We start from the raw sequence: 12,972 nt of genomic DNA on the forward strand, positions 1-12,972 counted from the left end.
CGCTGGACGACACGCTGCACCGGGGGAGCGGCGGCCGGTGACGGGGCCGGAGAGGGGGGCGGTGACGTTCTCGGTGACGAGACTGCCGGCGCGCCGAAGGTGTCCAGGTCCGGCGCCTGGGGAAGCGGAAACTCGGTCAGCGACGTCGAGGCCGGTCGGGCGAGACCGGCCACCGTCCCCGACGGCGCCTCGGGCTCGACGTCGTGGCCGAGCGGCTCGAGGAACCGCGGGTCGTGGTGCGCGCTCAGCGTCGACCCGAACGTGTCGAGGTGGCAGGCCGAGAGGTGGTCGTGCGTCGTCCGCTGCAGCGGGGGCAGGGATCGCCACGCGTCGTGCGGCCGGGCCGCCGTGCCGTCCCCGGTGGCCCTCGAGGAATCGGGCTCCGCTCGTCGCGAGCTCCACGGCCAGCGCATCCCGGGTCAGCCCTGACGGCCGTGCGTGGTCAGGCGCGCGATCCGCGCGACGTACTCCCGGCGCTCGGGGTGCTCGAGGTCCAGGATCTCGTCGCGGGACCAGCCGAAGTGGTAGGCGACGTACGCGACCTCCTCGTAGAGCGACTCGGCCGGGTACGTCACGATTCCCCCAGGCGCCCACCAGCGAGGTCGACGGCGAACGTGTGGTGGCAGTCGGGGCAGGTGACGCCGGCGCGGGTGTGCCCCTCCTGGTTGATGCGGCGGTACAGGTCCTGGAGGAACGCCAGGTCCGCCGCGAAGAGGTTCTCCATGATCCCGGCATGGATGTCGGTCACCGTGCCGATCCGGGTGACCACGCGCCCGAGCAGCACCACGGTCAGGTACGCCGGGTTCTCGCGCACGCGGTCGTCCCGCAACGGGACCAGCTCGTCACGTGCCGTCGCCAGCCGCATGACGCCGTCGCGGTGCACCGCCCCCGCGGAGTCGACGTACCCGCGGGGCAGCACGAACGGGAACTCGCTGACGAGCCGTTCCCCGTCAGCTCCCGGGGCGGTACGTCGCTCCGCCGGCGGCGCGGCTGCCTGCTCCTCGGCGAGGGCGTCGGCGAGGGCCGAGCGGCGCATCACTCCACCTCGAGGCGCTCACAGGTGACCACGAGCTTCTCGGTCAGCACGGAGGTGTCGCCGGCCTTCAGCGCGCCGATCTCCAGGCTCTTCGGCCAGGCGTTGGTGAGCTTGTAGCGCTTGACCGGCTTGCCCTCGTAGTCGTAGACGATGATCGCGCCGCCCTTGCGGACGTCGGACATCTTCCCGAACTGCGAGTCCTTGATCCACTGGTCGAAGCTGTTGTCCTCCGACAGGCCGCGGGTCAGCGTGACCTCGGGGGCCTTCCAGCGGCCGGGCAGCTTCTTGATGACGTACTTGCCGTCGGCACCGTTCTCCTTGAGCTCGATGACGTCCTGCTCCATCTTGAGCCCGCTGATCTCGGTGATGCTCTTGATCTGCACTCCGTCGAACTCCAGGCCGAACGAGTGTCCTACGCCTGAGTCCATCTCCGGCAGTGGCATGCGCCTCTCCTTTCGTGCGCCGGGTCCCGGGGGTTGTCGTCAGCTCGCGGTCACTCGCTCACCAGGCTCGTGCCGCCGGAGAACTGGGCCAGCCGGAAGATCACGAACTCGGCCGGCTTGACGGGGGCGACACCGATCTCGCAGACGAGCTGCCCGGCGTCGATGCCCTCGCTGGGGTTGGTCTCTGCGTCGCACTTGACGTAGAAGGCCTCGTCGGGGGTGCTCCCGAACAGCGCGCCCTTGCGCCACTCGTTGACGAGGAAGGCCGAGATGGTGCGGCGTACCCGTGCCCACAGGGCCTCGTCGTTCGGCTCGAAGACCACCCAGTTGGTGCCGACCAGGATCGACTCCTCGAGGTAGTTGAAGAGCCGGCGCACGTTGAGGTAGCGCCAGGCCGGGTCGGACGACAGCGTGCGGGCGCCCCACAGGCGCGTGCCGCGGGCCGGGAAGGAGCGGACCACGTTGATGCCGACCGGGTTCAGCAGGTCGTGCTCGTTCTTGGTCACCTGCACCTCGAGGCTGATGGCGCCGCGGATCACCTCGTTGGCGGGCGCCTTGTGCACGCCACGGGTGTCGTCGTTGCGGCCCCAGATGCCGGCGATGTGCCCGCTCGGTGGCATGAAGCCGATCTCCCCGGTCGCCGGGTTCGCGGTCTTGATCCACGGGTAGTTCAGGACGGCGAACGCCGAGTCGTAGCCGGCCTTGTCGACCCGCCACTCCTTGACCTGCTGCGGGTTCAGCCCGGGCGGCGTGTCGAGGATCGCCATCCGGTCGCCCATCAGCTCGCAGTGCGCGATCATGGCGAGCTGGACGGCCTGGACGCTCTCGAGGTCGAGCGCGCCGAGCTGGTAGGCACTCATCAGGTCCGGTACGGCGAGCATGGTGATCTCGTCGACGGTCTCGAGGCCGCCGAACCCGGTCCGGTCGGCGACGTCGCCGACGTAGTCGTCGGAGCTGACGCTGGGAGCCGCGACCGCCGTGATCGTGGCCTCGCTGAGCGCGAGCTCGCCGCTCTGCGGCTTGGCCACGGGCTCGCCGCTGACCTCTTCGACCCGGATGACCGACGACTGCGCGTTGATCACGTTGGCGACGTTGGTCTTGCCGCGGCCCGGGGTGACCCGGTCGAACTCCTCGACGGGCTGGCCGGCACGTTTCACCACGACCTTGAACATGTCGTCCGCGGCGTCGTCTCCGCCGGGGTCGGCGATCTCGACGCTGATCTCGCCGGCCGGCGTACCGGCCTCGATGGCGGTGAACTTGAGCCGCCCCAGCTGGGCGTGCGGCCCGGCCGGCAGCTCCTTGGCGGACTTGCCCTGCTGCTCGGAGCCGTTCTGGCCGATCCGGACGACATAGCAGTTGCCGCCGCCGTTCATGAAGTAGCCGTAGACGGAGCGGGCCAGGTAGGACCCGGGCACGAACCCCCCGAACAGGTCGCTGAACGACGTCCAGTTGCTCACCAGCGTCGGTTCGTTGAACGGCCCGGCCTCGGCGAGGCCGACGAACGCGGCGACCGCCGTACCCACTCCCTCGAGCGGCCGGGCGCCCGACTCGATCTCCTCCACGTACACACCGGGTGACAGGTACGTCGGCATGCCTGGCCTCCTCGCTCAGGGACTAGGCGGCCAGCCTGCTCCCACGCGCGGGCGCGATGAACGGCCGAGCGGACGGAGACGCGGGCAGCGTGGGCTGCCTCTTGGGGTAATCGACCCGCGGAGCCGAGCCAGGGCACGTCTCTAGGTGCAGCTGAGGTCGACGGGACGGTCGAACGGGTCGATCGCTGCCGACTTCTTCTCCGCGTCGGCGGAGCGTTGGTCGTGCTCGTCGTTCTGCATCTTGTGGATCCTGGCGTTCACGGCCTCGTCCAGGGCCGGACGTCCGCACGCCGTCACGGAGAACGGACGGGAGGTGGTGCCGTCGTAGGTGCGCAGTCGACGTGCGTGCTCCTGCTCGTGCGGACCGAGCACGTTGCGCAGGAAGTCCCGGACGCGGCGCTCCTGGCAGGCGCTGAGACCGCCCGGCACGTCGGGCATCGTGATCGTCACCTCGACCTTGTAGGTCACCCGGAGGGTGCCGGTCCCGGTCATGCAGGGCTCGTCCTGGGGGCAGTCACAGCCCTTCTTGCGCGCGACGCCCGGGTTCAGGACCTTGGCGGTGCCGCCGTCGAAGAACGGCTCGGCCTGTCCGTGCAGCGTGATGCTCCCGGAGTGGCCGTTGCCGTCGAACGTCCGCACCAGCTGCGTGACGGCGCGGTTGCCGGCCAGCCGTTGCAGGTCGAGCACCTCCGTGGCGCGGGCGCCGGCGTCCCCCACGACGACGGCGCCACCGCGCGCTCGCTGGCGCCTCGCGGCGGCCCTGGCCGCGCTGCGCCTCGCGGGGCCCTTCGACAGGAGCGCGTGCACAGCACCAGTCCACCGGCTCCGCTCGCGCTGCGCAACCGTCCGGCTGCCCGTTCGGGCACGGGGCGGTGCCCCGGGTCGTGCCTGACCGCCGGGCGTACGCCGTCCCGGTGTCGGCGATCCTCGTCGCATGCCCGGCGCACGCCAGACGGCCGATGCCGCGCGCACTGCGGTCGGCGATGCCCTCGCGAAGGGCAGGCGCAAGGTCGGCGGCGGCCACGCCCGCCCCGCCGTGGGTCCGCGCGCGCTCATGGCGATGCAGCGGGCCGCCGGGAACTCCGCGGTCAACGCGCTCATGGCCGCCCGGCTGCGCTGGCCCGGCGACCAGGCGAGGTCCGACATCGACGGCGGGCTGCGTGAGCTCAGGAAGGACGAGCCGAACGTCGACACGCTCGAGAAGGGGCTGAAGGCCGCCAAGAACCTCGGCATCCCGGTCGACCTCGAGGGCGTCCGCCCGCCGGCCTCGGCCCTGGCGGTCACGACGACCGGCTTCGGCCCCGGCCAGGTCGCGCCCAAGAAGGCGGTACCCCCGAAGAAGCCGGTGCCGGCGAAGAGCCCGCTCGGGAAGGCCGCGGCCAAGCCCGCGAAGCCGGTCGGCGGCGGTCCGGGCGCCGCTCCGCCCGCCCCGCAGATCTCCGGCGGGGAGGCGCCGGTCGCGGAGCCCGCGACCCTGTCCGGCGAGCAGTTGCTGCAGCCTCCGGTGAAGCCGCCCGGTGTGAAGCCGGAGAGCGATCCGGCGTTCACGAAGGTGACCCGCAACGTCACGGCGTTCGGCAAGGCCAAGCGCGCGCACCCGCCCGCCGCCTCGAAGGCGAAGGAGGCGCAGGACGCCGCGCTCGCTCCGAGCGACGACCTCGGCGGCCAGGCCAAGGCGGCCAAGGCCGACAACATGGACGCGCAGCAGGCCGGCACGTTCGACAAGAAGGCGTTCATCGCCGCGGTCAAGGCCGCCATCGAGGCCAAGTCGCCGAAGACGCTCAAGGAGGCGGACAGCTACAAGGAGTCCGGCAAGGCCGGCGAGGTCAAGGGCGAGATCAAGGGCATGGTCACCCAGGGCAAGGAGGGCCAGGCCAAGGACATCGAGGCCGCGACCGAGGCTGCACCGGACCAGTCGAAGGCGGTGCCCAAGCCGGTCACGCCGATGGGACCGGAACCGCCCGGCTCGGCGGTGCCGATCCCCGCCGCGGGCGCCGTGCCGAAGCCCGCACCGCCCGAGCAGCTCAACCTCGAGGCCGGCAAGCACGAGGTCAACCAGGAGATGGCCGAGGGCGAGGTCACCGAGGAGCAGCTGGCCCAGTCGAACGAGCCCCAGTTCCAGCAGGGTCTGGCGGACAGGCAGGCGGCCGCCGAGCACGCCGACAAGGCGCCGGGCGAGTACCGCCAGCAGGAGCAGCAGGTCATCGAGCAGGGCAAGGCCGACGCCAACGCCGAGACCAAGGAAGGCGTGGCCGGCATGCAGGGCGCCAAGGGCGCGGCGCTGGCCAAGGTGATCGCCGACAAGGGGAAGACCAAGTCCAGGGACGAGCAGAAGCGGGCCGAGGTCACCGCGCGGATCCAGGCGATCTTCGACGCGACCGAAGCCGACGTGAGGAAGATCCTCGACGGGATCGACCCCAAGGTCGAGAAGGAGTTCGAGGACGGCGAGAAGTCGGCACGTGCGACCTTCGAGAGCTACGTCTCGGCGAAGATGTCGGCGTACAAGAAGGACCGGTACGGCGGCTGGACCGGCAAGTTCCGCTGGTTGCGGGACAAGATCAGGGGGATGCCGGACAAGGTCAACGAGTTCTACGTGGCCGGCCGGGAGCTCTACCTCAAGCAGATGGACGTCACCATCGCCCGGGTCGCCGACATCGTCGGCGGCGACCTGATGGCGGCGAAGAGGCGGATCGCGGCCGGCAAGACCGAGATCTCGACGTACGTGAAGAGCCTGCCGAACAACCTCAAGAAGATCGGGTCCGAGGCGTCGAAGGAGATCGGGGACCGGTTCGAGCAGCTCGAGAGCGACGTGACCTCCAAGCAGGAGTCGGTGGTCGACACGCTCGCCACCAAGTACGTCGCGGCGCGCAAGGGCCTCGACGAGCGGATCGAGGAGCTGCAGGCCGAGAACAGGGGCCTCATCGACAAGGCCATCGGCGCGATCAAGGCGATCATCAACACCATCCGCGAGCTGGTCGCGATGCTCAAGAACGTGCTGGCCCGGGTGGCCGGCGTGGTCGGGCAGATCGTTGCGCACCCGATCCGCTTCCTGGGCAACCTGATCGACGGCATCAAGGGCGGAATCAACCGGTTCAAGGAGAACTTCCTCGCGCACCTCCGCAAGGGCCTTCTGTCGTGGCTTTTCGGCGCCCTCGCCGAGGGTGGCGTCGAGCTGCCCGAGACGTTCGACCTCAAGGGCGTCATCAAGCTGCTCGCCTCGCTGTTCGGCCTGACCTGGCGCAACATCCGCGACCGGATCGTCAAGCAGATCGGCGAGAAGGCGATGTCGGCGGTGGAGACAGGCGTCGACATCTTCCAGAAGCTGGCCGCCGGCGGCGTCGGCGCGCTGTGGGAGATGTTGCTGGAGAAGCTCGGCGACATCAAGGAGATGATCCTCGACCAGGTCAAGGACTTCGTCCTCACCAAGATCATCACCGCCGGCATCACCTGGCTGATCAGCCTGCTCAACCCGGCGGCCGCGTTCATCAAGGCCTGCAAGCTGATCTACGACGTCGTGATGTTCTTCGTGAACAACGCCAGCCGGATCGCCAAGTTCGTCAACACGATCCTCGACTCGGTCTCGGACATCGTCCGCGGCAACATCAGCGGCGTCGTCGCGAAGATCGAGGACGTCCTGTCCCAGATGGTCCCGATCATCATCGGCTTCCTCGCCAGCGTGATCGGCCTCGGCGGCATCGGCCAGAAGATCCGCGAGATCGTCCAGAAGCTCCAGAAGCCCGTCAACAAGGCCCTCGACTTCGTGATCAAGACCGGCCTCAAGCTCGCCGGACCTGTCATCCGCGGCATCGCGGGCATCGCCGGGAAGGTCAAGGGCAAGATCGCCGCCGGCAAGGCGTGGGTGAAGGGCAAGGTCGCGGCCGGCAAGCAGTGGGTCAAGGGGAAGGCGCGAGCGATCGGGGAGGCGCTCGGCATCATCAAGCGTCCCTTCAACGCAGGGGAACGCCGGCACATGTTGAGCGTTGACACGCGGACCGGCGCCATCGTCATGGCTTCAACTCCACGACCGGTGCTTGAGGCGATCCTTCACGAGATTCGAGTGATCAACGACCGCCGCCGCGCAGCAGGTCTAGCGCCACTCGACTCGGACGCCCTGCTCAGAAACGTGGCCCAGCAGATCGTGTTAGCTCGGCAGGCGATCGCCTCACAGAAGATCGGGAGGGACGCCGCAGCCCGTCAGCAGCTGGATCTGCTGGTACCTGTGATCGTGGAGTTGCTCTCTCAAATCGGTGCGGATGTCACAACTGTGCCTATCGGGGGTGCGCCAGGCATAGGCCGGATCGCTCCTCACAGCGAGAACAGTGGCGCCGTCCCTCGGAACCCCGCTCAACCGTGGGTCGCGCTTGAGTCCGAACATGTCATTCCCGTGTCTTTGGTGTCGGACTTGTTCAACTCCGTTGGCGAGTCGCGCCGGATCGATCGCCCGGGTCCCGAGGACAACCTCTTCCACACCATCCTTGTCTACAAGGGAGCCGCGAGTGCAAAGACTCACGGCATCGAGTCAGGGGGGCAGAAGTACGGTCTTGCTGATTCCGACGCAATTACCTGGGCAACGGCCGTTCGGACTCGTGGTGCTCCCAACCTCGGCGGAAGGTCCAGGATCGCGTTGGGTCACAGAGAGCTGCCGGTGCCGGAGCGGAGCGAGCGGGAGAGCCTGTGGCAAGGACTCACCGCCGCACAAAGGATCGAGGTGCTGAGACATCTGCTGGCGGACCGCATGGCTGAACGCGTAGTCGACCTCAATGCCTCAATCGCCGAGGATCACCGGCGTAACGGACAGCGGCGTGGCGAGTCGCAGCCCACGCCGGACCCGGCAACGGTGCGCGCTGCCGCGGCGATTCAGGTCAGGGACATCATTTCAATCTTTGGCGAGAGGCTTGGGTAGCCCTGGCTGGCGCGTTCTGGGAGATCGTCCAGCACGTGAGGACACGAACGAGGCTGATGTCAAAGGCCCACCCCCCCAAAGTCTGGACCAGTCGGTCTGAGACGCTCAGGCCGATGCCTTCACGCTGACGCACACCGGACCGACGGCCTTCTGGAAGGGGTGGAACGGGTGTGGCATCGTTGCTGAACGTCAGCCGACCGTACGCGGCGACCGGCCCCGATGCGCGAAACCAAGCGACAGCGGTTCCACCGACGCGTGTCGACCGTCAGGCACCGCAAGGAACTTCGAGACCGTCCGCGCACCCGCTTCCGTCGGATGACCGGCATAGGTGGTTGAGGTGAAGGCACTCGCTCTGCCCGGGACCAGCGAGTCCATGGACGCAGCTCCGGAGTCGCTGACGTGGGCGGTCCCGGCAATGCCGCCCCAAGTGTCGGAGCTAGTGCAGTCCGGCCGGGTCGAGGGGTTGGCCGCGGGGCTGGTCATCCGAAAGAGCCCGGCCTACTCCTCGTCCTGCTCCTCGCCCTCGGCCTTCACTCGCTGGACGAAGGAGCCCTGAGCGGTCTCCTCTTCCTCCTCCTCGCCGGCCCGCTGCACGAATGTGCCCTGGGCCGTCTCTTCTTCCTTCTCCTCCTCGGCCTCCTGGCGCTGCACGGGAGGCGCTTCCTCGCTGGCGTCACGCTGGACGGAAGCCGCCGGGGCCGGGGCGGGAGGAGCGGGCTCGGCAGCGGCGGAGGCCGACATCACGCGGTCGGCGTTGGCGGCGGCCTCGCGCTCGAAGCGGTCGGAGGGGTCGCTGACCCGGATGCCGCCGGCGGTCGGCGTCCCTTCGACCGGGCCGCTGCGCTGCTGGACGACGTGGGTCAGCTCGTGGGCGAGCATGGTGCGTCCGCTGTCCGACCCAGGGTCGTACTTGTCGCGCTGGAAGACGATGTTCGATCCGACGGTGTAGGCGTGGGCATTCACCGACTGGGCCGAGCGGTGCGCGGCCGAGTCGTCGTGGACGCGGACGTCGCCGAAGTCGGCGCCGAGCCGGCCCTCCATGTCCGTGCGTACGTCGGGCTCCAGGGGCCGGCCACCCGAGCTGATCACGTCGTGCACCGGCGACGGCTCGTCCTCGACCATCGAGCTGACCGCGCTGTTGCCGGCGGCCCGTTGGAGACCGACCAGCCCCGACTCGCCGAGCACGTCGGAGCGCCCGGCGGCCGCGGCGCGACCCTGGTGGTCGACGACCGGGTCCTCGATCCGCCCTGCCTTGGGGCGAAGGGCGGCTTCCTCGGCGTCGAACTGGTGCTCGCGCATGACGGACTCCTCCGGTCTCAGACGGTCATGCACCAGCATCCGGCCGCTCGGACTCAAGCAGCAGGGACGCAGGCCCTCGTCATCGCGCAGCCGGCGGTGCCCCAAAGGGCAGTATCGACGTCCCGTTCCGCCCGCAATGTGCTAATTGTCTGCGCCGCCTCGGGGTCGTCACTAACGTGTTTGTATGGCGGCTGTTCGTCATTGCGACCAGTCACTGCTCTCGGACACCACGATCTCGGTGACGTCAGCGGCGGGCAGTCTTGCGCTCACGTTCGCGACCATGGTGATGGCGATCCTCTGGCCGTGGGCTGGAGCAGGTGCGGCACAGGACGACGACCTCGTCTGGAGCGCGACGATCGACGGACGGCAAGTCGATCGTGTCGACAGCGGATCGCCGATCTCCCTGGGGAGAGAATCGCCCACCACGGTTGTTCTCGATGTGAGCAATGAAGGCAGCAAGTCCGTTGTCGTGAACGCCATGCGCATGCAGGGGAGGGTGTTGGGCCTCGCCTTCTTCACGTACACGGTCCGGCTGGGTCTCGAGCTCGACGCCGGGGAGTCGGCCGAGCGAACCGTCGAACTGTACCTGGATGACGTCACCGATCAAGCCGTCGGGCTCATTCCTGCGCGGCTGGAACTGCTGGACGAGGAGAGGGCCGTGCTCGTCTACGAGGCCTTCCCCGTCGAGGTCCACGGGTCGCTGTGGTCCACCTACGGCTGGTTCGGCATGGCCGTGGCCGCCAGCACCGCCCTGCTGATCGCCGTCCTTCTCCTCGCTCTCGCGCGGACGGGCAAGCCGGGAAGCGTGGGACTGTCGGAGAACCGGTGGGTCCGAGGCATGCAGTTCGCGGTCCCGGGACTCGGCGTCGGGTTGACTCTGACCTTCACTCTTTCCGCGACGAGTCTGATGGTGCCGTCCATCGCGGCCTGGCTGCCGACCGTTGCGCTCTGCGCGGTCGTGGCGTTCCTCATCGGCTACTTCCTGCCTCTCGGCCATGTCGACGCCGGCGGCGGCGCCCACTCAGCTCAGGACGATCGGCCCCGCGAGGATGAGTCATCAACGGCCAATGCGAGCCTCCCAACGGCTGACGGGTAGGAGACCTGTCGTGTCCCGGCAATGCGCTGAAGGCAAGAGCGGTGTCACGGGCCGTCGACGAATCTCGCTTGTCGCCAGCCTTGTGCTCGCTGTCGGTGCATTGGTGATGCCCGCCGCCCTCGTGGGCAACCTACGCTCCACCGTCGAGCGCGCCCAGGCTGCCCCAGCGGGAGCGCTGCCGCCCTCGTGCGCGCTGACACTCACCAAGAGTCCGGGTGGGTCATCGTCGGAGGTGGGAACAAAGCTGAGCGTGGTGGCCAACCTTCGCTGCTCCAACACCATCATCGAACAGCCAACGATCAGGTTCAGCGTCACCGGCGCCAATCCCTTGACGATGAGGCCGCCGGTCCAACGGTCGGGTGTCAACGCCGAGTCGGCCTTCACCTACACCGGCAAGAATGAGGGGCTGGACCGGATCGAGGTGGTCGCTGCCGCTGAGGTGCAACCCGACCCAGAACCGGAGCCTGACCCGGAGCCTGACCCGGATCCCGACCCGGATCCCGACCCACCGATCCCGAATCGGGTGGCTGCCTTGTCAGTTGTCCCTGTTACGTCCAGCGCCGTCACCCGGCACCTGTGGCGAACGGGGCTCGGGCTGATTCTCAAGCCAGACCAGACCAGCGGGTACGTCGGCACGACGTTCACGGTTGCCGCCAAGGTCACCGACGACGGCGCTGCTGCGAACGGCGCAGACGTGGTCTTCAAGCGACTTGTGAATGGTCGCGAGATCGATCAGTTCAGCGTTCTTGATGCGCCTGGCCACGCCGAGTGGACGTACACCGGTTCGAGTCCTGGGACCGAGTCGATCACCGCGACCGCGACGTACTTGGAGCGTCAGGCCAGCGCGCCGGCTATCACGCGGACGTGGTTGGCGCGGCCATCCGACTGTCCTACAACCTCGGCAACGCTCTCTCCCACGCCTTCAGGCGTACCGTCGGCCGGCTCGACGTGCCCGCCCATCCCTCCCGTCGAAACGCCGCCCACCGAGGAGGAACCGGAGGTGGGTCGGTTGGCCCTGTCGCCGAACGGCACGTCGACGACGATTGGCGGCGATTTCACCGCCGTCGCGAGATGGGTGGATGACCAGGGCGACCCGGTCGCCGGAGTTCTCGTGACCTTCGTCGCGGTTCAGCGCGGCTCGCCGGACATCGAGAAGAGTGTGTCAACCGATGAGGCGGGACGTGCTGAGCTCACGTATGCCCGACAGACGCCGGGCGCGGACCGGGTGCTGGCGTCCGTGGACCAGGGCGGGTCCACGATCAAGGTGGCCATCGATCACCGATGGGTCTCGCCGAACGAGGGGCCGCTGACCTGTCGACAAGCCACGCCGGTGAGCGTCACGAGCCTGGGTGACGTCGCCTTCCTGTGCGGGGGCTGCCCGCCCTCGACTGGTGTGTCGGTCGACGTCGGCGGGAAGACACTCGAAGCCCCGGATGTGAGTGCCGCGAGCTCCGACGACGAGGTCGGTGTGAAGGCCAGCCTCCCCACGCTGCCCCCAGGAACCCACGAGGCGAGCCTGGAGTGCGGGAACCGGTCCGTCACCGTTGAGTTCGGGGTGGTCAGCTCGACGTTGAGCTCTGCCAACACCGGGGGCGCGGCCGGCGCCGCTGGTGCGGTCCTGCTCTTCTTCCTGCTCGTGGGCTGGTTGTTGCTGCCGCGTGGGTGGATCTCGCGTCGTGGCGAGCAGTGAGATCACGTCTTTCGTCCTGGCGCGGGACCGCGTCGAGCTGCGATAGCAAATGCCAGCAGGCCGAAGGCCGCGGCCAAGCAGATCATGGTCGGGATCAGTTGCGGCCATGCGAGCGTGCGTCCTGAGACCCAGGCGAGCAGACCCAGGGCCAGTCCGAAGGTGACGCCGATCCCGGTAAGGCCGAGGAGCTCACCGAACCGGAGGCCGCCGCTGCCGCGGCGAAGTGATCGCATCTGGGACTCGGCGTACGCGAAGGCGAACAGCATGGCCAGCACCAGGAAGGCCCCGGGCACGGTTGCGATGGGGCGCCACCATGGGTCGCCTGAGCGAGCGAGGGTCCCGACCTGGTCCGGGCCGGCCAGCGCGTCGACCGGGCCGGCGGCGAACACCGCCAGGTTCTGCGGCACCGTGAACCGGCCTCCGCGACCCACGTCCAGCTCCCCGGGCAAGGGAATCCCCAGGACGTTTGTCTTGACCGTCGTGCCTCGGGAGACAGTCGATGTGCTGCCCGCATTGCCGTCGGAGCTCCAGGTGAGCTCGGGCTGCGAGGGGCGCTCGGCGAACACGAAGGTGATGACGAGACCGAGAACCGCAAGGGCCGCCGCCGTCACGAAGTACTTGGTGGCGGGGCTGCTCGAGCTTCTCCGCATCACGCGCCGAGGCGTGACCGGCGCACGGGGGACGGGCTCGACATCCGGCTCGGGAGTCGTTGCACCCACTGGTTCCTGTTGAGCAGGGGGCGGGGTGGTCGGTCGGCCGCGAGTGGGCCAGTCGGTGACCCTGGGGTGAGGTGCCGGGCTCGACGGGGCAGAGATGCTCGGGGCGCAGGCCGCACCGAGTGCGATGTCGTGCTTGGGGTGGGTGTCCATGGCGGTCTTGATGCCGAGCTCGCTGTGCAGCAGGTGGCTGACCA

9 protein-coding genes and 1 pseudogene are annotated in these 12,972 nt (G+C 68.8%); 3 read left to right on the top strand and 7 right to left on the bottom strand.

The annotated features are described in order from the left end of the window. Positions 1-419: 419 nt before the first annotated feature. The 5 genes from EKO23_RS25435 to EKO23_RS19670 form a co-directional block, all read right to left on the bottom strand. A complete protein-coding gene (locus EKO23_RS25435; RefSeq protein ID WP_167880564.1) occupies positions 420-575 on the bottom strand; it encodes a DUF6760 family protein in 156 nt (51 codons plus the stop codon). Further along, on the bottom strand, positions 572-1,036 hold the full coding sequence (locus tag EKO23_RS19655; RefSeq protein WP_134719866.1) for a hypothetical protein: 465 nt from the start codon (positions 1,034-1,036) through the stop codon (positions 572-574). The genes EKO23_RS25435 and EKO23_RS19655 overlap by 4 nt, the downstream gene beginning before the upstream one ends. Further along, the gene (locus EKO23_RS19660) at positions 1,036-1,479 is read right to left on the bottom strand and encodes a phage tail protein (protein WP_134719868.1); all 444 of its coding nucleotides are present in this window, start codon (positions 1,477-1,479) and stop codon (positions 1,036-1,038) included. The genes EKO23_RS19655 and EKO23_RS19660 overlap by 1 nt, the downstream gene beginning before the upstream one ends. Positions 1,480-1,529: 50 nt before the next feature. After that, positions 1,530-3,071: a phage tail sheath family protein gene (locus EKO23_RS19665; protein WP_134719870.1), complete on the bottom strand. Its 1,542-nt coding sequence runs from the start codon at positions 3,069-3,071 to the stop codon at positions 1,530-1,532. A gap of 141 nt (positions 3,072-3,212) precedes the next feature. Then, a complete protein-coding gene (locus tag EKO23_RS19670; RefSeq protein ID WP_134719872.1) occupies positions 3,213-3,878 on the bottom strand; it encodes a hypothetical protein in 666 nt (221 codons plus the stop codon). A gap of 127 nt (positions 3,879-4,005) precedes the next feature. On the opposite strand from EKO23_RS19670, the gene EKO23_RS19675 reads away from it, so the two are divergent. Further along, on the top strand, positions 4,006-7,974 hold the full coding sequence (locus EKO23_RS19675; protein ID WP_175582723.1) for a phage tail protein: 3,969 nt from the start codon (positions 4,006-4,008) through the stop codon (positions 7,972-7,974). 498 nt (positions 7,975-8,472) lie between these two features. Here EKO23_RS19675 and EKO23_RS19680 read toward each other — a convergent pair whose 3' ends face one another. After that, the gene (locus tag EKO23_RS19680) at positions 8,473-9,273 is read right to left on the bottom strand and encodes an eCIS core domain-containing protein (protein ID WP_134719874.1); all 801 of its coding nucleotides are present in this window, start codon (positions 9,271-9,273) and stop codon (positions 8,473-8,475) included. A gap of 184 nt (positions 9,274-9,457) precedes the next feature. On the opposite strand from EKO23_RS19680, the gene EKO23_RS19685 reads away from it, so the two are divergent. Both EKO23_RS19685 and EKO23_RS25440 read left to right on the top strand, forming a co-directional pair. Next, a complete protein-coding gene (locus EKO23_RS19685) occupies positions 9,458-10,369 on the top strand; it encodes a hypothetical protein (RefSeq protein WP_134719876.1) in 912 nt (303 codons plus the stop codon). A 253-nt stretch (positions 10,370-10,622) separates the two neighbouring features. Beyond that, on the top strand, positions 10,623-12,059 hold the full coding sequence (locus EKO23_RS25440; protein WP_167880565.1) for an Ig-like domain-containing protein: 1,437 nt from the start codon (positions 10,623-10,625) through the stop codon (positions 12,057-12,059). A 2-nt stretch (positions 12,060-12,061) separates the two neighbouring features. Here the strand turns inward: EKO23_RS25440 and EKO23_RS19700 are convergent. Then, a pseudogene (locus EKO23_RS19700) lies at positions 12,062-12,972 on the bottom strand (hypothetical protein); the annotation flags it as partial.

The organism is Nocardioides guangzhouensis (assembly GCF_004519545.1).
Taxonomy (GTDB): Bacteria; Actinomycetota; Actinomycetes; order Propionibacteriales; family Nocardioidaceae; genus Nocardioides; species Nocardioides guangzhouensis.

What these genes read in the sequence shown, in the direction of transcription:
- EKO23_RS19685 (WP_134719876.1), top strand. Translation starts at nt 9,458, where the DNA reads ATGGCGGCTGTTCGTCATTGCGACCAGTCACTGCTCTCGGACACCACG.
- EKO23_RS19655 (WP_134719866.1), bottom strand. Translation starts at nt 1,036, where the DNA reads ATGCGCCGCTCGGCCCTCGCCGACGCCCTCGCCGAGGAGCAGGCAGCC.
- EKO23_RS19665 (WP_134719870.1), bottom strand. Translation starts at nt 3,071, where the DNA reads ATGCCGACGTACCTGTCACCCGGTGTGTACGTGGAGGAGATCGAGTCG.
- EKO23_RS19675 (WP_175582723.1), top strand. Translation starts at nt 4,006, where the DNA reads ATGCCCGGCGCACGCCAGACGGCCGATGCCGCGCGCACTGCGGTCGGC.
- EKO23_RS19660 (WP_134719868.1), bottom strand. Translation starts at nt 1,479, where the DNA reads ATGCCACTGCCGGAGATGGACTCAGGCGTAGGACACTCGTTCGGCCTG.
- EKO23_RS19680 (WP_134719874.1), bottom strand. Translation starts at nt 9,273, where the DNA reads ATGCGCGAGCACCAGTTCGACGCCGAGGAAGCCGCCCTTCGCCCCAAG.